The 21004-nt window shown below is 36.0% G+C and carries 26 protein-coding genes; 4 read left to right on the plus strand and 22 right to left on the minus strand.

The window, feature by feature from the left end:
• Positions 1-245: 245 nt before the first annotated feature.
• On the plus strand, positions 246-1586 hold the full coding sequence (locus BUE24_RS04970) for a M28 family metallopeptidase (RefSeq protein WP_073314606.1): 1341 nt from the start codon (positions 246-248) through the stop codon (positions 1584-1586).
• A 30-nt stretch (positions 1587-1616) separates the two neighbouring features.
• On the plus strand, positions 1617-2543 hold the full coding sequence (locus tag BUE24_RS04975; RefSeq protein WP_073314608.1) for an alpha/beta hydrolase: 927 nt from the start codon (positions 1617-1619) through the stop codon (positions 2541-2543).
• A gap of 51 nt (positions 2544-2594) precedes the next feature.
• Here the strand turns inward: BUE24_RS04975 and BUE24_RS04980 are convergent, their stop codons facing one another.
• The 11 genes from BUE24_RS04980 to BUE24_RS05035 all read right to left on the minus strand — a co-directional run bounded on the left by BUE24_RS04980 (position 2595) and on the right by BUE24_RS05035 (position 10882).
• Positions 2595-3329 carry an SGNH/GDSL hydrolase family protein gene (locus BUE24_RS04980; RefSeq protein WP_073314610.1) on the minus strand — a complete coding sequence of 245 codons (735 nt, stop codon included), beginning with the start codon at positions 3327-3329 and terminating at the stop codon, positions 2595-2597.
• A 71-nt stretch (positions 3330-3400) separates the two neighbouring features.
• Positions 3401-4192, minus strand: a complete 792-nt coding sequence (locus BUE24_RS23595) for a cupin domain-containing protein (protein WP_084549410.1) — start codon at positions 4190-4192, stop codon at positions 3401-3403.
• A 29-nt stretch (positions 4193-4221) separates the two neighbouring features.
• Positions 4222-4743 carry a hypothetical protein gene (locus BUE24_RS04995; RefSeq protein WP_073314612.1) on the minus strand — a complete coding sequence of 174 codons (522 nt, stop codon included), beginning with the start codon at positions 4741-4743 and terminating at the stop codon, positions 4222-4224.
• Between the two features lie 10 nt (positions 4744-4753).
• The gene (locus BUE24_RS05000; protein ID WP_073314614.1) at positions 4754-5125 is read right to left on the minus strand and encodes a VOC family protein; all 372 of its coding nucleotides are present in this window, start codon (positions 5123-5125) and stop codon (positions 4754-4756) included.
• 37 nt (positions 5126-5162) lie between these two features.
• Complete coding sequence (locus BUE24_RS05005; RefSeq protein ID WP_073314615.1) at positions 5163-5678, minus strand: hypothetical protein; 516 nt, start codon at positions 5676-5678, stop codon at positions 5163-5165.
• 87 nt (positions 5679-5765) lie between these two features.
• Complete coding sequence (locus tag BUE24_RS05010; RefSeq protein ID WP_244548123.1) at positions 5766-6857, minus strand: hypothetical protein; 1092 nt, start codon at positions 6855-6857, stop codon at positions 5766-5768.
• A gap of 15 nt (positions 6858-6872) precedes the next feature.
• On the minus strand, positions 6873-7949 hold the full coding sequence (locus BUE24_RS05015) for a serine hydrolase domain-containing protein (RefSeq protein ID WP_084549411.1): 1077 nt from the start codon (positions 7947-7949) through the stop codon (positions 6873-6875).
• Positions 7950-8033: 84 nt separating this feature from the next.
• A complete protein-coding gene (locus tag BUE24_RS05020) occupies positions 8034-8834 on the minus strand; it encodes a helix-turn-helix domain-containing protein (protein ID WP_073314617.1) in 801 nt (266 codons plus the stop codon).
• Positions 8835-8905: 71 nt separating this feature from the next.
• On the minus strand, positions 8906-9493 hold the full coding sequence (locus BUE24_RS05025; protein WP_073314619.1) for a hypothetical protein: 588 nt from the start codon (positions 9491-9493) through the stop codon (positions 8906-8908).
• On the minus strand, positions 9483-9956 hold the full coding sequence (locus BUE24_RS05030) for an RNA polymerase sigma factor (protein ID WP_073314621.1): 474 nt from the start codon (positions 9954-9956) through the stop codon (positions 9483-9485). The genes BUE24_RS05025 and BUE24_RS05030 overlap by 11 nt, the downstream gene beginning before the upstream one ends.
• Complete coding sequence (locus BUE24_RS05035; protein WP_073314623.1) at positions 9956-10882, minus strand: alpha/beta hydrolase; 927 nt, start codon at positions 10880-10882, stop codon at positions 9956-9958. Before BUE24_RS05035 ends, BUE24_RS05030 begins: the two co-directional genes overlap by 1 nt.
• Before the next feature lie 147 nt (positions 10883-11029).
• Here BUE24_RS05035 and BUE24_RS05040 point away from each other — a divergent pair, with 147 nt between their 5' ends.
• Positions 11030-11692 carry a class I SAM-dependent methyltransferase gene (locus BUE24_RS05040; protein WP_073315342.1) on the plus strand — a complete coding sequence of 221 codons (663 nt, stop codon included), beginning with the start codon at positions 11030-11032 and terminating at the stop codon, positions 11690-11692.
• Between the two features lie 29 nt (positions 11693-11721).
• Here BUE24_RS05040 and BUE24_RS05045 read toward each other — a convergent pair whose 3' ends face one another.
• The 10 genes from BUE24_RS05045 to nfsB all read right to left on the minus strand — a co-directional run bounded on the left by BUE24_RS05045 (position 11722) and on the right by nfsB (position 19890).
• Positions 11722-12243 (minus strand): DUF4269 domain-containing protein, encoded by a 522-nt coding sequence (locus BUE24_RS05045; protein WP_073314625.1) that lies wholly within the window; start codon positions 12241-12243, stop codon positions 11722-11724.
• A gap of 15 nt (positions 12244-12258) precedes the next feature.
• Positions 12259-12822: a hypothetical protein gene (locus BUE24_RS05050; RefSeq protein ID WP_073314627.1), complete on the minus strand. Its 564-nt coding sequence runs from the start codon at positions 12820-12822 to the stop codon at positions 12259-12261.
• Positions 12823-12831: 9 nt separating this feature from the next.
• The gene (locus BUE24_RS05055) at positions 12832-13965 is read right to left on the minus strand and encodes an FAD-dependent monooxygenase (RefSeq protein ID WP_073314629.1); all 1134 of its coding nucleotides are present in this window, start codon (positions 13963-13965) and stop codon (positions 12832-12834) included.
• A gap of 115 nt (positions 13966-14080) precedes the next feature.
• Positions 14081-14515 carry a cupin domain-containing protein gene (locus BUE24_RS05060; RefSeq protein WP_073314631.1) on the minus strand — a complete coding sequence of 145 codons (435 nt, stop codon included), beginning with the start codon at positions 14513-14515 and terminating at the stop codon, positions 14081-14083.
• Between the two features lie 91 nt (positions 14516-14606).
• The gene (locus BUE24_RS24220) at positions 14607-16085 is read right to left on the minus strand and encodes a nuclear transport factor 2 family protein (RefSeq protein ID WP_244548124.1); all 1479 of its coding nucleotides are present in this window, start codon (positions 16083-16085) and stop codon (positions 14607-14609) included.
• Positions 16086-16187: 102 nt separating this feature from the next.
• Positions 16188-17066 carry an AraC family transcriptional regulator gene (locus BUE24_RS05070; RefSeq protein ID WP_073314633.1) on the minus strand — a complete coding sequence of 293 codons (879 nt, stop codon included), beginning with the start codon at positions 17064-17066 and terminating at the stop codon, positions 16188-16190.
• Between the two features lie 53 nt (positions 17067-17119).
• The gene (locus BUE24_RS05075) at positions 17120-18043 is read right to left on the minus strand and encodes an LLM class oxidoreductase (RefSeq protein WP_073314635.1); all 924 of its coding nucleotides are present in this window, start codon (positions 18041-18043) and stop codon (positions 17120-17122) included.
• The gene (locus BUE24_RS05080) at positions 18044-18841 is read right to left on the minus strand and encodes an SDR family NAD(P)-dependent oxidoreductase (RefSeq protein ID WP_073314637.1); all 798 of its coding nucleotides are present in this window, start codon (positions 18839-18841) and stop codon (positions 18044-18046) included. It abuts the gene before it with no gap.
• A 61-nt stretch (positions 18842-18902) separates the two neighbouring features.
• Positions 18903-19205 carry a DUF1330 domain-containing protein gene (locus BUE24_RS05085; protein WP_073314639.1) on the minus strand — a complete coding sequence of 101 codons (303 nt, stop codon included), beginning with the start codon at positions 19203-19205 and terminating at the stop codon, positions 18903-18905.
• Positions 19206-19236: 31 nt separating this feature from the next.
• Positions 19237-19890: an oxygen-insensitive NAD(P)H nitroreductase gene (gene nfsB / locus BUE24_RS05090; RefSeq protein WP_073314641.1), complete on the minus strand. Its 654-nt coding sequence runs from the start codon at positions 19888-19890 to the stop codon at positions 19237-19239.
• A 114-nt stretch (positions 19891-20004) separates the two neighbouring features.
• On the opposite strand from nfsB, the gene BUE24_RS05095 reads away from it, so the two are divergent.
• On the plus strand, positions 20005-20340 hold the full coding sequence (locus BUE24_RS05095) for a winged helix-turn-helix transcriptional regulator (protein ID WP_073315344.1): 336 nt from the start codon (positions 20005-20007) through the stop codon (positions 20338-20340).
• 95 nt (positions 20341-20435) lie between these two features.
• Here the strand turns inward: BUE24_RS05095 and BUE24_RS05100 are convergent, their stop codons facing one another.
• Positions 20436-20993, minus strand: a complete 558-nt coding sequence (locus tag BUE24_RS05100; protein ID WP_073314643.1) for a YbhB/YbcL family Raf kinase inhibitor-like protein — start codon at positions 20991-20993, stop codon at positions 20436-20438.
• Between the last annotated feature and the right edge of the window lie 11 nt (positions 20994-21004).

Genomic DNA, 21004 nt, shown 5'->3' on the forward strand with positions numbered 1-21004 from the left:
GTTGGTAGTCCAGTATTTCTGTCCCCCAAAAACACCAACATTACAGAAAGATAGATCGAAATATTGAATTGTATCACTTACTAATTCAGCTACAACGTTTTCGTGTTAATAAGTTTGTAAAATATGTAACATAAGCCTTAGAAAATCGCATATCTTATTCCAAATCTTCAGATCTCTTATAAATTTGTTAATGAAGCTTCTTACACAAGTGCTTTTACTTAAATTAGGCGATCAAAAAATTGAAAATGAAAATAGTTTTTACCACCGCCTTACTTTTATTTACTACCACTTTTGTCGCTCAAACCGACCAAAAAATATATGATATTATCAATGCTGTATCCGCAGAAAGAATTGGAACCGATGTCAAAAAGCTTGCAGGGTTTGGTACGCGCCATACCTTAAGCGATACTGTTTCTAATGCCCGAGGTATTGGAGCGGCAAGAAGATGGATCAAAGGAGAGTTCGAACGTATTTCTAAAAATTGCAATAATTGTTTAGAGGTATTCTTTCAAAAGGACTTAGTAAAAAAAGGAGCCAACCAACGTATTGTAAAGGACGTTTGGGTGTATAATGTAGTTGCGATCCAAAGAGGGACTAAGTATCCCAACCGTTTTATTGTAATGAGCGGTGATATCGATTCAAGAATTACCGATCCCAATAATTTTACCGATGACGCCCCTGGAGCTAACGACAATGCTACTGGTATGGCAGGAGCAATAGAAGCAGCCCGGGTACTTTCTAAATACAAATTCGAGAGCAGTATCATCTATGTAGGGTTATCAGGAGAGGAACAAGGTTTGTTTGGAGGACAAGGCCTGGCGCGATATGCTGCTGAGAAAAAATGGGAAATCATCGGTGTGATGAATAATGATATGATTGGAAATATAAAAGGAGTTGACGGAGTAATTGACAACCGTACGTTTAGAATATTTTCTGAACCCGTACCTCCTACTGAAACCGAGGAACAACGAAGAGCAAGACGTTTCTATGGTGGCGAGGTTGATGGTATCTCCCGGCAGCTTGCAAGATACATCCATAAAACGGTAAAGACCTATATGCCTGAGATGAATCCTATGATGGTATATCGATTAGATCGTTTTGGAAGAGGAGGACACCACAGACCTTTTAATGATGCAGGTTTTGCTGGTATTCGAATCATGGAAGCTCACGAAAATTACACACAACAACATCAGGATATTAGAGAAGAAAATGGAATCAAATATGGTGATGTTGTAGAACATGTTAATTTTGAATATACAGCCAAACTAACTGCCGTAAATGCAATCAACCTGGCAAGTATGGCCTGGGCACCTCCTGCTCCAACAGAGGTAGGAATCGGAGGTATCGTAGAACCTTCTGCAAAGTTTCGATGGAAAAAGAGTAATGACCCCAACATAAAAGGATATAAAATATATTGGCGAGATACTACTTCTCCTACCTGGGATTACAGCAGATTTGTAGGAAACGTAGATAATTTTGTATTAGACGGAATTGTCATCGATAACTTCTTTTTTGGAGTTAGCGCGGTGAGTAAAGACGGATTCGAAAGTCCTGTTGTATTTCCTACCAAAATCTTTAGAAACTAAAACAATTCAACACCACTAAAAACTTAAATTATGAGAAGATTAACCACCTTTTTAGTTACCATTGTCCTAATAGGATGTAACCAGACTAAAACTCCCTCGACGCAAGCCGTAGCTACTTCAGAACCAACCAATGCTTTGAAAGAAAGCAAAGTTGTGATCCACAAAAACGTTGAATCCAAATTCGTAGATGCTCGTAATGTTGAAGTCTATTTACCAAAGGGATATGATGAAAATAGCACCGAAAAGTACCGGGTACTGTACATGCACGATGGACAAAATGTTTTTAATCCTGAGACCTCCTATACTGGGATCGATTGGGGAGTAGATGAAACTCTGGATAGCCTGTTGGAAAATGGTAAAATCAAAAAAACCATCATTGTAGCAGCCTGGAACAATGGTCCGAAGCGGTTTGTAGAATATATGCCAAAAGCTCCCGCTGAAGCTACAGCCACTCCTGAAGCCAAAAAAGGATTAAAAGACAATACCGGTTTTGATCAACTGTATTCTGACGATTATCTTCAATTTTTGGTAGAAGAATTAAAACCATTTATTGACAAAACCTATAATGTATCTACGCTAGTTGAAGATACTTCGGTTATGGGATCATCTATGGGTGGGCTGATTTCATTGTATGCGATCTGTAAATATCCAAAAGTATTTGGTGCAGCAGGGTGTGTCTCTACCCATTGGCCAGTGCCTGTTTTGGGAGATGCTTTTATCGGTACATTAGCTACTTCTCTACCTGATCCAGAAACCCATAAGATTTATTTTGATTTTGGGACTGAAGGATTAGATGCCCAATACGAACCTTTTCAAATCAAAGTAGACAAGATTATGGCTGACAAGGGGTATACACAAGAAAAAAACTGGATCACCAAAAAATTCGAAGGTGCAGGCCACAACGAAAAGAGTTGGAAATCCAGAATTCACATCCCTCTAGAGTTCTTATTGAACTAAGTAATCGCAAACATTATTTTGTATTGAAATTTCAGTGCTTTTATTGATTCTCTATTTCAATATATCTTTTAAAACCGTAAAGTATTTGTTGGCTATAAAAGTGGCACCTGCGGCATTATAATGTACATCGTCAGCCAGAAACGAATCATTAAAACCATCCTGCATATCAACCGTCATTACTTTTGAAGTGGCGGTGGTTCGCTGCGCTGCAATGCGTGCAATATCTTGTAGGGCTTGGTTATAAAAAGTCAGGAACTCTTGAGTTTGCTCGCTTGTTAAAGGTGGAGCTGGTAATTCTATAAGAATGGTTACATTTTGATTTGCGGTTTGGATAGCATCGATAATTGCATTGATATTTGCCAGAGTCTGCGTATAATTATCAATTCCATCATTACCTCCGGGTGAGCTAAACAACACAATATCTGGGATTCCGGCTTCATTTATCCATCCATTAAGTCCGGCAAGAATTTCTGTAGAATTGATACCTCCTCTCCCTTCGTGATCTATATCAAAAGATAAGCCTTTAAAATCAGGATAAGAGGCCTCATCTTTTGCGGTTCCTATAAAATCGAAATCATATGCTCCATCTACCAGCAATTTCCATAAATCGTATCGATAACTTTCGTACTCTGGTCGAGCTCCAGCAACTCTGGAAGCACCTAACGGCATAATTTTATTAATAGAAGTACTTGGATTGGGCGTGGTGGGAGTTGCATTATCATCCTCACTACAGGATAAAAAAATGAACAAAAACACTAAAATTGGGTAGAAAAATTGGATTTTCATTGTTTTACTTTTATGATTTGCTATAAGAACAGCTCAATCAAAAAACACCCTACCTCTTATTGTTATTTCTTTCAAATTTGTTTTACCCGTAATGTTCTACAAAGATCGTGTCCTTCACTTTTCCAATGTCCCGTAAATCCTTTGGGGAGAACAAAAAAATCTCCTCGATAAAAAGTTTGAGTGGTTCCTGATTTCGGAGTAATCGTAAGTACTCCTGCGAGTACATGAATAAACTCTTCTTTTGGCTGATCAACAATTTCCATTTCACAGGATATTTCAGACTCTGTAGTTACTTCTAACTCTACCCCATGGTACAGGACATCCTTATATTTTTTCGACCCTAATTGGGTGAGCTGAATTCCGGAAATACGATCTTTATTCAATACGAAAGGAATTTTTGCTTTTGATATTGCTGTACTATCCGAACGGGTATTTGATATTACCGAAAGCTCTAAATGGTAAGTATTCCCACCATTATTTATCCATTTTCCCGAAAATCCTTTGGGCACAAAAATGTAATCTCCAGCAAAAAAAGAAAACTCTTTATCGTCTTTGGGTTCGATATCGGCGCGTCCATTCAAAAAATATACAAATTCATCAATCGGGAAATTAGGTATGTCATTAACTGCTGTTTCACTGGAAAGGATAAAAACACTCAACTCACTACCCTGGTAAATTCTTTTTTGGAAATACTCACGATCTGGATGCGCTTTTAACTTCAGCTTTGGAATATCCATACCAGACAATAACCGATCTTCTATTTTAAAAGGAACTATAGCCTCCTTCTCTTGGGCAAATCCAGAACTAATAAAGGCTAAGAAACTTAATACTCCTATTCCTTGTATAATTTGGTTTCGTTTCATGTCATTGTTAGGTTATGAATAGTTTGATTTCAAAAACAAGGCGAACTTCCGTAAGGATCAGCGTTGTGATCAATCGTAAAATTGAAAACCTTTGCATCTTTACCTCTGGTATACTCCACATAATCCCAATTACCCGAATGTGTTAGCTTGTATACTCCGTTTATCTTTCCTTCGTAAATTTCGTTATAATACCTTGCATACACTGGATATGGTCCTCCTGGGTTTAAATTATCCGATTCCTTCACAAAAGTAAGGTCAATTGCAGTCGTCATTCCTTTGTACTTTACCTGCCTGGCTTTACCCTGATCATCAAAACTAATCCAAATCACCAAATCAGATTGTTCATCTTCTGTATAGCAGATATAATGATCTATTTTGCCAAGTTCTGACGCATTCTTGTTTTCTTCAGTTACATCATTTTTACTATGATCTATCCCCTCATCATTCTTGAGCGTATCAATTATTGTAGATTCCTTATCCTTATGATCCGATTTTGTTTGTGAACAAGCAATAACAACCACCAAAAGGCAAGAGAGCATTATTTTTTTCATGTTACTATTATTAAACATGTTGATCAATAAGAATAGCATTGCCATCTGGATCAAAAACCGTTATACTACCCGGACCCGTAGTGGTAGTATCTACTTCCTTTTGCAACTCAATCCCTTTTGATTTTAATTCTTCCTGAATGGTTCTTACATCATCAAACGTATCCAATTGTTCTGCATTTGTATTCCATCCCGGATTGAAAGTAAGAATATTATTCTCAAACATTCCTTGAAATAAACCTATCAAAGAATCCTCGTTTTTCATAATCAGATAATTGTTTGCGGGATCACCTGCAAAAACGGTAAACCCAAAGGTTTCATAAAATTCTTTGGATGCCTTTATGTCTTTTACACTAAGGCTAATAGAAAATGCTCCTAATTTCATGTTTGTATGTTTTTAAAATTAATTCTTATAACAAATATTACTTATTAATCATTTCAATAGCCTTAGATTCATCTTCATTTAGTATTACATTCCTCATAATTCCTCCTCCCGTATCATCCCATAGCATAAAAGCAATTACATAGTAGTTTCCTGGTGGGAGATTGCTAAACTCGAATTCTCCTTCTTGATTACACATTGTTTTTTTGGTGTCGTGATATGCTTTGGGATCTGGTGTAAATTTTGGAACACCATCTTCTACATATACATATCCAAAATCTTTATTGTTATATATATGCATTAATCTTTCTTCGGTATATCGACAATTAGGCATTAATTCGATTCTGAAATCTTTTCCAAAACGCAATTCACCATTTTTTGAAGTGAATTTTGCAATACCCTTTATGGTACCATTGCCTGTATTCTTGAACCATTTCGTCCCTTCTTCATCAAACGCATTTTCAATCTTTATAGGTTTGTCCTGCTCTACATTTTGTTGGCTATAACCACATAGGCATGTAAATCCAATAAGGAAGAGTATCAATTTGTTTTGCATGGTTGATCTGGTTGTAAGTTTCCTTACGAATATAAGAAACCTTGTAGTTAAAAAGCGTTAAGTATCCGTTATTATGAAATCTACCATTTAATCGAAACAAGGAAGTACATCTTCTTCGAAGTAGGGTTTTTGATCTACCCAAAACATATAATCTACCTTCAAAAAATCTGAAGCAAAAGCGTATAGCATAGGTACAATATTGTTTCTGTCTATTCCTTTGTCATTTTTTTCGTTATAATCTTTGTCTGCTCCAGTTTTGCCAATGTAGTTCCCATCTTGAATTGCGATTCCTACAGGAACCGTCAGTGTATTTTCATGCATTTGTGCCAACGCGTGATTCAATTGCCCTTTGCGGGTGACCATCAAATCTGGCGCTCCTAAACCTACACCAATTTCCTGACCGTAATTATAAATTCCTTTCAAGTACCCTTTATCTTCCCAAGGCAACCACTCTCCTGGCATAAAATTGGCGTAAATCATTGTTGTACTTTTTGGAAATGCTTTCTTCAGAGCTAACATATTATTTTTTATACCATCGACATACTTCTCTTCGGTAAAGCCATGCTCGTTGTTTTTGAAACTTAAAGATGTTTCTTGAAGATTAATGCCTTCAATTCTGCCGTCAAACTCCTGCCCCAAAGCCATCAAAAAAAGTGCAAAACGTTCTTGTACTTTTTTGCTCCATCGTTTGGCAACCCATCCAACAGGTTGTTTATTCTCGTGATGTAGCACTGCACCCTGATCATACTCTTCCTGCATGAGATATTCTGGGACCGGTTTATTTTTTACGGAAAAAGTAGCATCTTGTAATTGGATAAATAATTTCTTATCAAATTTTTCCAGATAGTTAAGATCTTGTTCTATTACCGAAAAATCATATGCTCCCTTTCTAGGTTCTAGTTGTTTCCAGGAATACATAATTTGTGCTCCTGCAAATGCATCATGATCCAACATGGCATGCGATTTAAGCTTTCCTCTATCCCTGGAAAAATAAACAAAATGCTGAATTTGGCTTTTGGGTATTGGGCAAGAAATTTTGCTGTATTTTTTATATGTATTGAGGTATTTGTTAGCCGGATTATCCCATTGTTGAGCAGAACTCCAGAAACTAATGATCAAAAAAGTAAGCACAAGAAAAAATCGCATTTCTACAATAAGATTTCCTGTTGGTTTACTCATCTAGTTTATCAATTTTTATCCATTATTAACACCAGGTACAATATACTCATTTATGATCTCATCGGTATAATTATGAGCATTTCTATTTCCATAATTTGTGGTGGTAATTACTAATACTACATCCAATTCTGGAATGGCTAATACCTTTTGCCCTCCGTTTCCAGCCATGGCATACGAACGGTATTGTTGTTCCTTCCCAAAGGCTTTTAACCAAAACAAATATCCATATTCTACTCCATCTCGTACCTTAGCTTTGGGAGTTGTGGCTTTTTGAATCCACGATTTGTCCATAATTTGTTGCCCGTTCCATGCACCACCATTTAAACACATTTGGATAAGTTTTAAAAAGTCTCTGCTTTGATATTCACTTCCTCCAGCAGTATTCAGGATTCCTTCTGGATTGTAATGAATTTTGTACTCTTTAATTTCCAGAGGTTCGAACAGGTGTTGCTTTGCAAATTCTACCACATCCATACCGACTGCCTTCTGCACAATTTCTGCCATTGTTGCCGACCCAGCAGAACAATAGCTAAAGGATCTCCCATAAGGCTGATCTTCTGGTTTGGGTTCAAAAGGATAAGATCGGATGGGTAGATCAACAAAAAAACTGGTCCAATCTTCTATAGGGTACATACGTTCTTCATTCCCCCTCGAAAAACTATTAAAATCATTGCACTCCAACATCGAACTCATTGTGAGCAGATCCTCTATTGTAATTTCTAACTTACGAGGGTCTGGATACTCTACAGGAGTCTTATGTTTCAGATAAGTAAATATCTTATCTTTTTCAGATTTTATGTGACCATTTTTTATCGCAATACCGGTAAGCAATGTTGCCATTGTCTTTGTTGCTGATCTTGTATTATGCTTACTATTTTGATCTGCCCCATTGTAATATTTTTCAAACAACACTCTTCCTTTTTGTGCGATCAAAACACTGGTAATTCGTTCGTATTTTCCGGATTGAATGGCACTATCCATATTATCAAAATACTCATTTGGAGTACCGTTTACTTTAGAAAAATCCAGCTGCCCCATAATCATCTGAAAAGAAAATAAAAAAGTAAGGGGAATTAAAGATGTTTTATACATAATTTACGTTTTTTGAGATCGCAAAATACTATTCCCTACATTGCAAAAATAGAATGAAATTAACATCTACACTGAAACCTCCACTTAAAGTACATTTTTTCTAAATGCACTTGGTGTTCTTTGCAAATAGGTTTTAAAAGTTCTCGTAAAATGGCTTTGATCCGAAAACCCACATATGTGAGCAATTTCGGTTAAACTAAAGTTCTTATCCATCAAATAAACTAAGGCTTTCTTAATCTTTTGCTGACGAATATAATCTCCTAAAGAACTTGCAAAATACTTTGGCACTGCCCTAGAAATATGTCCCGGATGAATGCCTAATTGATCAGAGAGAGATTGAAGTGTTATTTGATCAGGAGTGTCATTCAGTATTTGTCTTAGTGATGCTACCCAAGCAGGTTGTTTACTTTTAGAAAGCGCCGCCTCCTGTATATTTTCGCATAATTGAAGTAGCAATAGTTCTATGGACAATTCTGAATAGACATCTTGAAATCTGAATTCAAAATAAATCTTTGCCAACAGATGATGAGATTTGGGGTGATCAACGATACTACTTCCTTCCCAAAGGTTAATATTTAATTTTTTGGTATCAAACCAAGCTCTTGGAAATTCTATATGAAATCCTCTGGCGTATGCAGTCTCTTTAGAGTTATAATGTGCTTCTTGCCAATTATGAAAAATTAGACTCCCGGGCTGACACGTTTGTTTCAACTTTTTATTTACGTCAAACAAGTTTCCTTGCAGAACGTACATAAAATAAGGGTTTTCATGAAAATGCCAATCCGTACGGGCAGCAGAGTAATCGTATTCAGATAAGATAACCCCGTCAAAATCTACTTCAGATTTTTTTGTTCCGTAGTATTTCCCTGGGGTAAGTATCTTCATACTTTGTTGCTAGTTAAATTTGACATAAACAATATAAGCAAAAGCTATAATACTAAAAACCATTTATTCTGTTACTCTTGTATTTGATTATTCAATTCTTCAAATTTCTGTAGTAACTCGTCTAATTTGGCATTTTGCTTCTTGATCACTCTAGGTCGTAAGTACCACCAATTTATTCCTATCCAAAGTAAGGTGGCGGTATACACCACAATCCCCCAGAACCCTGTCATTTTTGAAACGTACTCAAACAAATACAATGCTATGCCCAAAGAAAGCATTACAAAATAGATACTCAACATCCACTTTTGCTGAAATATCTGTTTTTGCTTTAGTTGCATCAACTGCCTAAGGTATGTTTTATTATTATCTCCCTCATTCGTCTTGAGTAGTGAAATCCATCTATTGTAAGGAATCAAAAAAATGATCATGGCAAGAATAGCCAGTACGAGTCCTATTTTTGTTGTAACATATTCGGGTTGATATCGATACCAAATGCCCCCTATGATACAAGAAGTAATCAACAATATTGCATTTGCGCCCATAAGTTGATAACGTTTATACCTCTTCAACCGATCCGCTTTTTTATAAAGATCTGCAATTTCAAGTTTTTGAACTTCCTGAGTATTCCAGATTTTTTTGAAGTCTATATTAGTATCCATTTTCTTTAAACTTTTTGGTTAGCTTTTCCTTGATTCTATGAATTTTAACTCGAACATTCCCTTCTGAAATTCCTACAATCTTGGCAATCTCTTTCTGATCGATGTCTTCTAACTCAAGGGATATGATAATACGGTCAATTTCTTTTAGTTCCGAAATACATTGATGTAAAAACTGAATGTGATTTTCGATAGTAACCTCTGAAGTTTCAAGCTTCATATGAGGTGGTAATTCTGATTTAGGCATCCTCTTTTCTTTTTGAATTTGACGTAGACAAGTATTTGTCGTAATTCTAAATATCCAGGTACCAATAGCAGACTCTCCTCTAAAATTGGGGAGTTGTCGCCAAACTTTAACAAACGTTTCTTGAGCCAGATCTTTGGCTTGATCAGTATGGTTAACATACCCCATACAGAGTCTGTACACCTTCTGCCAATAGGTTTTATAAATCTCTTCAAAATCCATTAGTTGATCCACTCTTTTAAGGTATCAATAAATTCCTTTTGACAATCGATAAATGGGTTGTGCGATGCATGATCAAACTTTTTAAAATTCGTATTGCCTATCAGGTTTTTGATTTTTTCTATTTGCATTTCAGAAAAAAGACCATCATCTTCTCCATATATCCCAAAGATAGAAATACGCTGTGTTTGAATATTCTTTACCATATCCTTGATATCAAGTGTTGTGTATTTTTCATTTTTCCAAAACCCCATTGGTGCCTCAAAGGTCATTTGTGAGGCATACTTCAATAATACAGGATCTTTTTTAAAATTTGCATACATCTGTGATGCCTTTGTTGTTGGCTTTTGGGGATGATAAAATCCATTTTGCATTGCATGACTAAAACAATACGAACTATATTGAATAGAACTTTTGTCTATTTTTTCTAACATCCTAATGTAATTCAGATTTACAGTATCCTTGTTTCGCATATAGATTTCTTTAGAAGATTTCACAATCGTAGAAAGGGTTTCCTGCATAGACAAAGGAGTAGACACCAATACAACGGATTTTATTTTATTTGGATGTTGTTCTGCATAAAGTGTAGCTACGATCCCTCCAAAACTATGTCCCATTAGCGTTGCTGTTTTTAAGTCGAACGTATCGTAAATAGCATTCAAATCATTAAATGTTTCTTCAAAGGTAAATTTCGTGTTTTTATCTGTTGATCTCCCTTCTCCTCTTCTATCGTAAACAATCACATAAAAACCATTTTCTGCAAGAATTTGAGCTGTCGTCCTTTCAAAACCCGCAGCATTATATCCAGGTCCTCCATGAAGAAATATAATTGCTTTGTGATTTGGGTTTCCAAATGCTTTGGTAAATAATGTTTGTGATCTTACAGAAGCTACCAATAGTATACAAAATAACACCAGTGTTTTTTTCATCGTTTTTCCTTTAAATTTTCGTTTAGATACAAGGAATCTCAAAATGTTACACCTACTATTTCAAAAACAGTAAAAAAGTAAGGCAAAAATTTGTTTAGACTCTGTTTGGCTTTGGTTACTTTTACGATGATAGCAATGCAATCACTCATGAAAGAAAAAAGGAAAAAGCAACCCTGGCCTACTCAAGAGGTAATGAAACAGATTTATGAGATGCAACTTTGGGGTGCTAATGATGCTGCCTTTTATTCGGGAATCGGGTCTCATCATACCGATATGGTTGATCCCTATCTGGAAGCTGTAAGCTCATTTTTGAGATCTTTTGAAAGCCCTATTACCGTATGCGATTTGGGGTGTGGAGATTTTAATGTTGGAAAAGAATTGGTCCCCTATACTCAAAAATACATTGGGGTAGATATTGTACCAGATTTGATCACTCACCATAGAGAAAAATTCAAGGTTGCACATTTAGAATTTCACTGTTTAGACATTGCAAAAGATGATTTACCTGCAGGAGACTGCGCCATACTAAGACAAGTATTACAACATTTATCAAATACCGAAATACATGGTGTTCTTGAGAAGTTATATCAATACAAATATATTATTCTAACAGAGCATATCCCTGAAGGAGATTTTGAACCCAATAAAGATATCATTACAGGACAAGGTATTCGTTTGAAAAAGCAAAGTGGAGTGCAATTGTTATCTCCTCCCTTCAATTTTAAAGTAAAAGAAGAAAAAATGTTGCTATCCACTCGTATCGATGAACATCCAGGTGTAGTGGTAACTACTTTGTATACTGTCTTCTAAACCCCTAAGTGGTACAAACAAGATTTTTGCTAGGGTTTAATCTTAAGAAGGGCTTCGTAAGGGTTTCCCTGCAAGTCCAATAGTTTGGCAAATGCGGGTTCTGTTTTATAACCTTCTTTCTTTAATTGGATAATGTTCTTTTTAAACACTGCATCCTGTTTATTTAATATTTCATGCTCAATGAGCATGTGTCTGTAGGCATTTTGACTTGTAGTGGTTATATCCTGACCAAAAATTTCAACTCCAAAATGATCAGATTCAAAATTAGCCACAGTTACCAAAAGATGATCCTGAGTATAAGTCCGTATTTCAAAATCCTCTTCCTCAGAGAAAAACTGCTCAATGGTAGATGAAAATTCAATATGATCGTTGCATTGGCAAATGATGTCTAAATCACTATTTGGGAGATCAATACCAATAGGTATGGTACCGGCCAAAACTGGGTTGTACTTCTCTAACTTCTCGAATACTTGAAGTTGCGTAAGGTCGATATACGCTTTTTGCTGACGTTCATTTCCATTCTTCAAATAAGTTATATCCAGGAAATTCATTTCTCAACTCTTCAATTATTTTTTGACCGCTTCATCCCATATCTTCTTGATACTTTCTAAATTGGTTTTTGGTCGTATTCCAAGGGGATGCAATGCATTTTTGGTCAATAAAAGTATTACTTCCTGATCTTTACGTAATCTTGGAAAACTAGGTTCATCTATAAAAGTTACCTTATTTACTTTGTTGTATGCTGGACTAAAATAAAGATCGATTTCTTGCGGTCCTGGGCCCTGTTTATAGTTTACATTTTTGGCTTTAACATGAAGTACTACTTTCTTTTTTTCTTCAAGATCTTTTTTCAGCTTCGCATATTTAAACGAGAAATACAAGTACAAAACCAAAGCGCCCGAAATCGAAAATATCATAATTAGGGTTGGAAGCACCCCTAAAGATTCAAACATGGTCAAATTAGGGTCAGAAATCTCAACCCTTCTTTTTTTAGGGATTAATCCCATGGGAATTACCGAAAACACAATTAACAAAACAAAAACACCACCGCCCCACATGGCGATTAGGTTTCCTATTTTTTCATAATGCCTTCTTAATTTACTTTTTTCACTTGGGTTTAAATCTTCCATATACAATTTTCAAATTTGATACATTTCTATCATCTTCTTCTGCAGTACTTTTTTCGGAACACGTTTCAACACAAAGTTTCTAAAACCTTGACCATATTTCCAGTGTGCCATCTTTCCAGTACTCCAGGATTGATTAACAATTGTGGTTACTTTCTTCTTTCTTTTCCCTTCAAATATCTTAAAATTGTGTTTATTACCCTGATCATTTACTATCATTTTGCTCAAATAATAGGCATCTTCTATCGCTTGTGCTCCTCCCTGTCCCATATTAGGAGTAGTGGCATGGGCTGCATCCCCAATCAAACAAATATTATCATGATGCCAATGATCCAGAAGAGCCAAATCAATAATATCATTACGAACTATTTTCTCTATTGGTGTAGATAAAATCAACTGAGTTACTATTGGATCAAATTCCTTAAACATCTCTACAAGCTTTTGCTGTAATTGATCACGATTGTCCTTTTGATTAGGACTATCAAGGGCTACTGCAAACCAATACACCTTGTTTTCTGCTATTTTTGATATTCCAAATCGTATTTGATTCCCCCAAAGCTCCATCCCTCTATGTTGAAATTCGGATGTCATTTCAAAATTTGCTACGCCTCGCCAACACGTCTGACCAGAATATCTGATTTTACTTTCAGGAAAAAGTTGTTTTCTCACTTTGGAATGTATCCCATCAGCACCCAATAGATAATTTGTTTCAATGATAGTATCATCTTCAAATTTTACCTTGATGTTTCCATTTGGGTGTTCTTCATAGGATTGAAAGCCTTTACCCAAATGTATTTTTTCTTTTGGAATTTTATCAAACAACAGTTGTTGTAATGCTGCTCGATGTATCGCAATTGTGGTAAATCCAAACTCTTCTTCTATAAAATCCTGATCATTATCCGAAATTGGAGCCAAATCTGCCTGTGCCAGGGTAATTTGGTTGATTGTATTTCCTTTTACTTTTACCTCGTCCAAAACATCCAAATATTGCAAAACTGACAAGGCATTTGGAGCTAACCAAATTCCAGCTCCCACTTCATCTATTTTTGGTGCCTTTTCAAAAATCTCATAGTCTACTCCAATTTTTTCTAAAGCTAGGGCAGTGGTTAGTCCCCCAATACCTGCACCGACAATTGCATATTTCATTTATTTAAAATTTTTACTTTTCTGGTAATAAAACAAACAAAAACTCTCTGCTCAGATCCACCTATCCGTTTTCGCATAAGTTAGTTATATCTCCTGTAACCGAAGCTGAACGAAACTATTCTTCATAAATATCATATGCCTCAGAAATTGATTTCACAAGTTCTGGATTTTCAAAATCAGATTCTGAAAGTTGAGATAGTTTCTCTAAATAAAGATCAAATTGACCATTTTTGAAAATCGTTAACATCTTCCCACCTTCTTTACAACTTGCTGCATGCCATACGTTAGGCGGTACCATGATCGTATCTCCCGGTTTACCCACAATCGTTTCGTCATCAAAAACCAAGGTTACTTCTCCTTCCAAAATATAAAAGACCTCTGTCATAATCTTATGATAATGTCTCCCTAGATAAAACCCTGGTTTTAACGTATCTTCTACAAAACTAAGCTCTCCATTTGTATGCTTCGAAGAGAGCTTTATAAAACAATGATCCTGAACATAGTTGTAGTTCTCTCCTTCTCCTTTTTTTATAATTTCCTTTGTTTCCATTTTAGCTTGTTTTAAATAAAATAGTTTGAAAAATTATAAAGGACCATTCCCACAGAACGGCCCTTTAAAATTATCATTTGTTTAGTTAAGATTAAAATTTTCCGTTCTGATTTTTCCATTCGGATTTTGGTGGAATGGTTGCAATCACATCCCAATGTTCTACAATCTGCCCATCCTCTAATCGGAACAAATCATAAAAAGCGGTATGTGCTCCTTTACCAAATTTTCCTTCGCTAACGGTAAGCACAAAATTTCCTTCTCCCAATACCATATGCAGCTTATTATACTCCATGACCAAGCCATTTTCTGCAAAATATTTCATCGCAGCTCCAAAACCCTCTAAACCGTCTGCTACAGCTGGATTGTGTTGTATATACTTTGTTGGATTGATGTAAGTTGTGATTTGATCATTTTGATGATTAAGTAAAACATCGTTCACAAATGATGTTACAATGGTTTTATTACTTTCACGTTTTTCTTTATCAGTTATATCCGTAGCACCATCAGTTTGTGTGCGATCACTTGGATTAGGTGGTTGTACTTCTACCAGGTTATCCCAATGTTCTACGATCAATCCATCTTCAAATCTAAAAATATCAAAGCCGATTTTAGGTCCAAAAAAATCATAAATCGTATGTGTAAACACATAATCTCCATCCTGAAAGGCTCTTACCACATTGGCTTTAAAACCTTGTGGTGGTGCATGCTGCATAATCTCTCCAAAACCTGCAAGTCCATCTCCTACGCTCAAATTATGCTGAATATACTTTTGAGAATTAATGTAAGAAATCGGTGTTTTGTCTCCTGTATTAAAACTATTTAATAAGGCAACTACTTTTTCTTTGTTCGTTAGTTCCATATTCAAAAATTTATATCTTCCCATAACCATGGTAGATTGATCCATATCTTGCATAAATTCTTTGGCAGTAGGATTGTTCATAAATGCATCTAATGAAGCATCAGAATCTTCCTTATTGGTCCAATACACTACAACCACTTGCTTGCCTTCTTCATTTACACCGGTAAATCTTTGTAGAAATCCTTTTCGTTTTCCGGTAAAATCGGTTTCTACTTTTTGATTCAACGAGTTAAACTGTACGATATCCGTTTCCTGGGCCAAATTAAAAGACATCACTTCAACAAAATGGCTGTTATTCGTATTAAAAATCTTATCCATCCCATACCTAGACATTTTCATGGTATTTGCATTGATCATTTGTGCATAGTCGGCAACAGATGGATCACTCATAAACTTATTCATGGAAGCATCGGCATTAGGTATACTCTTCCAGTATACGATGACCACATATTCTCCTTTTTCGTTAACACCGCTTTGGCGTTTGATAAATCCGGGTTGCTTACTGGTAAAATCACTTTCTATTTGCGCATCCCTTTTCTCAAAATCGTCAGGATTTACTCCCTCATTAACTTGGAAGGTCGTTACCTCCATAATGGTCTTTCCTTCCATAGTATTCTCAGTGTTCGATTGGGAATCCTTCTTTTTGTTGGTAGAGCATTGACTAAAAACTAAAGCCAATACCACCAACATACATTGTGCAGAGTATTTCATTTTTGATGTGTTTAATGGTTTGAAATTCTGCAGTAAAATTAATTTTACGCCTAAAAAAAAGAATGGTAAAAACCATCCTTTATAGTGTCAAAATCGGAAAATTTACTGATGCGCCTGTCGAAACACATCCGGAGAAGCGCCTACATATTTTTTGAAGTATTTGAAGAAATTGGCGGGATCATCAAACCCAGAGGTATACGCAATTTCTTTGATTGGAGTATTGGTACTAATCAGTAGTCTTTTGATTTGCATTATGGCAATTTCGTTGATAAATGTTTTGGCAGGTTTATTCACCACTGCTTGCACAATATTATTTAGTGTTTTTGTGGTTACTCGCATACTTTGAGCATAATCCATTACTTTTTTATTTTCAAAACACTGCTCTTCGACCATACGTTGAAACGAAAGAAATTCTTCCAAGTACTTTTTCTTGCCAGAGAGTTGTCCATTCTGTGATTTTATACGAAATAGCTTGGTAATGATCATATGCAATGCACTTCGGGTTATTCCTATCGAATATTCATCTTTACATTGATACTCTAATTCAATTTGCTTAACCAGGGTGGAAAAACTGGAAAATGCTTCTTTGTCTTCCTTTAATTCTATTTTGGGAAAACTCAATAACTCATTAAAGAGCTGGAAGGATTTTAAAGCTTCTAATTTATTAAGATGACTAACGATAAAATCTTCTGTAAAAATCAATAAATACCCCTTTACACTCCTACTTTTAAAAAACTTTTGGATTTGATCCTTCCGAATTAATAATACAGTCCCGCTCTGGTATTTATAATCCGTAAAATCAATAGTGTGATAGCCTTCTCCCTCGAGCACCAAAAAGATATTGTAAAATTTGATGATATGATTCTTGCAGATATCATGATCCAAAGTTCTGTTCAACAGTTCTTCAATTCGAACCACCTCAAAATATGATTTAGGATTGGTTTTATTGTCGAATTGTATTTGCTTAATGTCTTCTCTCATGAAAACCTTGAATAGAACATTGGTTATGCTTGTAGCAATATACTAATATTCTATCAGGAAAAATGAGGCAGTACACTTTCGCCAAGCTCTTCAATTACCTGATCAGCTGGTCTGGAACCATATTTCAAATTCAGAATTACATGATTGACTCCATAGGACTCTAAGAGTTTCAAATGAGAGATTGTATATTCCACCCCTGCTTTAAAACCAAGGTGTATTGGGCTTGGGGTAGTTTTTTCATTCTCTAATAAATCTACATACAGTGATTGCATAAAAGGTTTCCAATCTTGCTGCGCTTTGTCAAGTGCGTCATTCCATTGATGCATTACTCTTTGTAGGGTAGCAAAATCTCTGGGGTAATACAACCACCCATCGGCATGTTCTGCTATCCAATCTATAGATTGTCCCGAATGCCCGGTTACCAGAAATGGTGTTTTTGAATTGTATTTGGGTAATATATCTATACCGCCATTTGTGCTACCGTAATATTTGGATTGATACGCCGGAAAGTCTTGTTGTAAAGCTTTGATATAAAAAAAGCTATCTCTGAAAAGTTCTGCTTTTTGATCTAATTTTTGATGAAAAGCAGGGTACTCAACAGGGCGATCACCAGAAGCTACTCCTGCTACTACTCTACCTCCAGACAAAACCTGTAAACTATTTATTGATTTTATCGTATGTACTGGATGACGTAATGGAAGAATGACACTACCTGTAGCCAAAGCAATCTCATTGGTGTGATTCATTATATGCGTCATGTATACCCAGGGATCAAATAATTGCCCGGCGTCCCCAAACATGGGATCATTAAACGGCACATCCCGAAACCATAAGGCACGAAAACCTAGTTCTTCGGCTCTTTTGGCCAAACGCTCTTGATTTTCCATTTTGGCAATTGATCCTTTATAAGATTCTAAAGGAAACACAAGTCCTAATGTGAGTTTCTTCTTTTTTGCTATTTTTTGAAATGTTTCCATTTACACAGATAAAATTGATTTGGTGGCTGCAATTAGTTGATGTATTTTGTTGTCATCGTATGCATCAGTGTGGGCTTGGGAAAACTTCCCTTTATCATTGTCAAAGTATTTACCCGAGCTATTTGCATACTGATTAGAACTAGCTAAATCATACAAAATAGAAGCTCCCTTGTCGGCAGAAGACCAATGTTGCCCATAAGCTTCTTGTACCATTTTGGTATTTAATAAAGAGCCTGGATTTACAGCAATCACATTTGCAAAATCCCATTGCTTCGCTAAATAAAAACTCCACATCGTTAACGCTAATTTACTTTGAGCGTACGTCTGCTGTGCGGGCACTATTTCCTTACCTATCAAGGCATTTAACGAAACTGGTGATTGTGCTGCGGAGCTAAGATTAATAACTCTTGGAGAGTTCGATTTTTTAATTAGATCGTGCAACTGATTGGTAAGTAGAAATGGAGCCAAATAATTGACTACAAATCGAAGATCCAATTGATCCTCGTTTTGCTGATTTCGACTCTTAAAAACACCCGCATTATTGATCAATATATCAATTTTTGAAAGCTCTTCTTTAAGCTGATCTGTCATCTTTTGTATGCTTCCAAAACTGGATAAGTCGGCAACGTATCCTTTTATATAATCATTGTTTGTTTTTTCTTTTAACTCCGTAATAGTAGTATTTAGTTTTTCCTGATTTCTTCCATGCAGTATCACTTCATGCTGATCTTTTGCCAGCTTCAAAGCGGTCAACTTACCAATACCATCTGTACTTCCTGTAATCAATATCGTTTTCATGCCCTAGTGTATATTTTAAAGAAAGAGTGCTCTTCCAGAGAGCAACTCTTTCTTGTATTAGTTATGCCAAATCATCTTTGGCTTCAATTAAATAGTGATGACTTACCGACCCCTTGGTTCTTGCTTCCAAATGTGGTACATATTCCTGATCTTTCATAAAGTTCAATGCAGCTTCTTTGGATGGCCATTCCAAAATTATCCGTAAAGCAGCAGGTTGATCGTTTCCTTCAATTTGTTCGTGAGAAGCAGTTCTTGCCAGATATTTACCTCCGTGTTTTGCTACTATTTTGCCTGAAACGGCTACATAGTCGGCCACCCATTTGTCGTCTGCGGGTGTTACATCTAATACCGAATAATAACTCATCGTTTTGCGTTTTAATGGATTGTACTTTTGATTATACTAAGGTTAAAATTTCGTCCTGATCCAATCTGGATTTTGGAAGTTTGGCATTAAAATCGTTTTCACTACGATATCCCAAAGCCACCAATGTAACTGCTGTAAACCCTTTTTGACGTAAACCAAATTCTTCATCAAAAGCTTTCATATCAAAACCTTCCATAGGAGCGGCGTCTATACCCATTGCGGCTACACCTAGTAAAAAGTTACCGATGTTTAGGTATACTTGTTTTTCCATCCAATGCTGAAAATCTTTCACATCATATCTATGGATATCTGCAAATAGGTTTCTGGCTCCATATGTTTGTTCTTTGAATTCTGGTTTGGCATATCTACCATCATCGTCTTCTTTATCTACCAAATGACGCATATACTCATCAGTAGCACTAGTTCGAGAACAGAAGGCAACTACATGAGATGCGTTGAGCACTTTGGGTTCGTTGAAAATAAAAAAACCTTGCGTGCTTTTGGTAAAACGTTGTTTCCCTTCTTCGGTACCAGCAATAATGAAATGCCAGGGTTGCAAATTGGTGCTCGAAGGAGACATTTGTAACAAGGATTTAACTTGTTCTAAATCCTCTGGAGAGATTTTTTTATTGGGATCAAACGACTTTGTCGTATATCTCCAATTCAATACATCTTTAATATTCATGAGTGTAAAACTTTATACTATATTTTTTATAGTAGCAAAACTAATTATAGTTTTTTATCTTTGCAATAACGGTCAAAAAGGATAGTATAGATTATGGAAGAAGCTACACCAAAAATGCTAACGTTTAAAGGAAAGGAATATCCTTGCTGCGCAAGTCTTACCATGGGTATTATAGGAGGCAAATGGAAAACGGTAATTTTATTTCATTTAATGCACGGAACACTTCGCTATAGTGAGCTCCGTAAACAAATGCCTACGGTAACCGAACGTACCTTAAGTTTACAGCTAAAAACGTTGGAGGAAGATGGAATCATCAACAGGAAAGTATATACTTCAAAACCTCCTCTAAAAGTGGAATACTCTTTGACCGACTTTGGAAAAACGCTAATCCCTATTGTGCAATCTATAGCCGACTGGGGAGATTTTGTATTAGAAAACTATTCAAACTAAGGCTAACAGTTTTTAGAGAAGATTTGCAATCTCCTTAAAAAAACAAAAGCGCAAACCCGAGAGTTTGCGCTTATCATACCATTTAACCAGATGTATTATTTTGTTGTTCTTTGGTAATATGTTACCAAACTAGCTTTAGCCAACGTATTGTTCCATAAATAATAGCCTACTACTGCGGGATTGGTATTGGCTTTTAGCCCCAATTTATCCGTTTTTAAGGCATGTACAGTGATAATGTACTGGTGCAATCCATGTCCTTCTGGTGGACAAGGACCTCCATATCCATTGGCTCCATAATCGGTAATACTTTGAATAGCTTCTTTTGGGGCTAAATTTAATGATACATTTCCTGCATTGGATACCAATTCATTAACATTCGCCGGAATATCAAATACCACCCAATGCCACCATCCACTGCCTGTGGGAGCATCCGGATCATACATGGTAATAGCAAAACTCTTGGTACCTTCGGGAGCATTTTTCCATGATAATTGAGGAGATTGGTTCTTACCTACACACCCAAAACCATTAAATTCTTCATTGATTGTCGCTTCTCCTCCCAAATCCGTACTGGATAAGGTAAAGGTACTTTGTGCAAAAACCGTAGTTGAAAATGCAAGTATAATTCCTAAAATAAAATTCGTCTTATTCATCAGTTGTACTT

This window comes from Aquimarina spongiae (assembly GCF_900141785.1).
In the GTDB taxonomy this organism is placed as follows: Bacteria; Bacteroidota; Bacteroidia; order Flavobacteriales; family Flavobacteriaceae; genus Aquimarina; species Aquimarina spongiae.

Excerpts from the sequence above, each read along its gene's own strand:
- BUE24_RS04970 (WP_073314606.1), top strand. The coding sequence starts at position 246 with ATGAAAATAGTTTTTACCACCGCCTTACTTTTATTTACTACCACTTTT.
- BUE24_RS04975 (WP_073314608.1), top strand. The coding sequence starts at position 1,617 with ATGAGAAGATTAACCACCTTTTTAGTTACCATTGTCCTAATAGGATGT.
- BUE24_RS04980 (WP_073314610.1), bottom strand. The coding sequence starts at position 3,329 with ATGAAAATCCAATTTTTCTACCCAATTTTAGTGTTTTTGTTCATTTTT.
- BUE24_RS23595 (WP_084549410.1), bottom strand. The coding sequence starts at position 4,192 with ATGAAACGAAACCAAATTATACAAGGAATAGGAGTATTAAGTTTCTTA.
- BUE24_RS04995 (WP_073314612.1), bottom strand. The coding sequence starts at position 4,743 with ATGAAAAAAATAATGCTCTCTTGCCTTTTGGTGGTTGTTATTGCTTGT.
- BUE24_RS05000 (WP_073314614.1), bottom strand. The coding sequence starts at position 5,125 with ATGAAATTAGGAGCATTTTCTATTAGCCTTAGTGTAAAAGACATAAAG.
- BUE24_RS05005 (WP_073314615.1), bottom strand. The coding sequence starts at position 5,678 with ATGCAAAACAAATTGATACTCTTCCTTATTGGATTTACATGCCTATGT.
- BUE24_RS05010 (WP_244548123.1), bottom strand. The coding sequence starts at position 6,857 with ATGAGTAAACCAACAGGAAATCTTATTGTAGAAATGCGATTTTTTCTT.
- BUE24_RS05015 (WP_084549411.1), bottom strand. The coding sequence starts at position 7,949 with ATGTATAAAACATCTTTAATTCCCCTTACTTTTTTATTTTCTTTTCAG.
- BUE24_RS05020 (WP_073314617.1), bottom strand. The coding sequence starts at position 8,834 with ATGAAGATACTTACCCCAGGGAAATACTACGGAACAAAAAAATCTGAA.
- BUE24_RS05025 (WP_073314619.1), bottom strand. The coding sequence starts at position 9,493 with ATGGATACTAATATAGACTTCAAAAAAATCTGGAATACTCAGGAAGTT.
- BUE24_RS05030 (WP_073314621.1), bottom strand. The coding sequence starts at position 9,956 with ATGGATTTTGAAGAGATTTATAAAACCTATTGGCAGAAGGTGTACAGA.
- BUE24_RS05035 (WP_073314623.1), bottom strand. The coding sequence starts at position 10,882 with ATGAAAAAAACACTGGTGTTATTTTGTATACTATTGGTAGCTTCTGTA.
- BUE24_RS05040 (WP_073315342.1), top strand. The coding sequence starts at position 11,030 with ATGAAAGAAAAAAGGAAAAAGCAACCCTGGCCTACTCAAGAGGTAATG.
- BUE24_RS05045 (WP_073314625.1), bottom strand. The coding sequence starts at position 12,243 with ATGAATTTCCTGGATATAACTTATTTGAAGAATGGAAATGAACGTCAG.
- BUE24_RS05050 (WP_073314627.1), bottom strand. The coding sequence starts at position 12,822 with ATGGAAGATTTAAACCCAAGTGAAAAAAGTAAATTAAGAAGGCATTAT.
- BUE24_RS05055 (WP_073314629.1), bottom strand. The coding sequence starts at position 13,965 with ATGAAATATGCAATTGTCGGTGCAGGTATTGGGGGACTAACCACTGCC.
- BUE24_RS05060 (WP_073314631.1), bottom strand. The coding sequence starts at position 14,515 with ATGGAAACAAAGGAAATTATAAAAAAAGGAGAAGGAGAGAACTACAAC.
- BUE24_RS24220 (WP_244548124.1), bottom strand. The coding sequence starts at position 16,085 with ATGAAATACTCTGCACAATGTATGTTGGTGGTATTGGCTTTAGTTTTT.
- BUE24_RS05070 (WP_073314633.1), bottom strand. The coding sequence starts at position 17,066 with ATGAGAGAAGACATTAAGCAAATACAATTCGACAATAAAACCAATCCT.
- BUE24_RS05075 (WP_073314635.1), bottom strand. The coding sequence starts at position 18,043 with ATGGAAACATTTCAAAAAATAGCAAAAAAGAAGAAACTCACATTAGGA.
- BUE24_RS05080 (WP_073314637.1), bottom strand. The coding sequence starts at position 18,841 with ATGAAAACGATATTGATTACAGGAAGTACAGATGGTATTGGTAAGTTG.
- BUE24_RS05085 (WP_073314639.1), bottom strand. The coding sequence starts at position 19,205 with ATGAGTTATTATTCGGTATTAGATGTAACACCCGCAGACGACAAATGG.
- nfsB (WP_073314641.1), bottom strand. The coding sequence starts at position 19,890 with ATGAATATTAAAGATGTATTGAATTGGAGATATACGACAAAGTCGTTT.
- BUE24_RS05095 (WP_073315344.1), top strand. The coding sequence starts at position 20,005 with ATGCTAACGTTTAAAGGAAAGGAATATCCTTGCTGCGCAAGTCTTACC.
- BUE24_RS05100 (WP_073314643.1), bottom strand. The coding sequence starts at position 20,993 with ATGAATAAGACGAATTTTATTTTAGGAATTATACTTGCATTTTCAACT.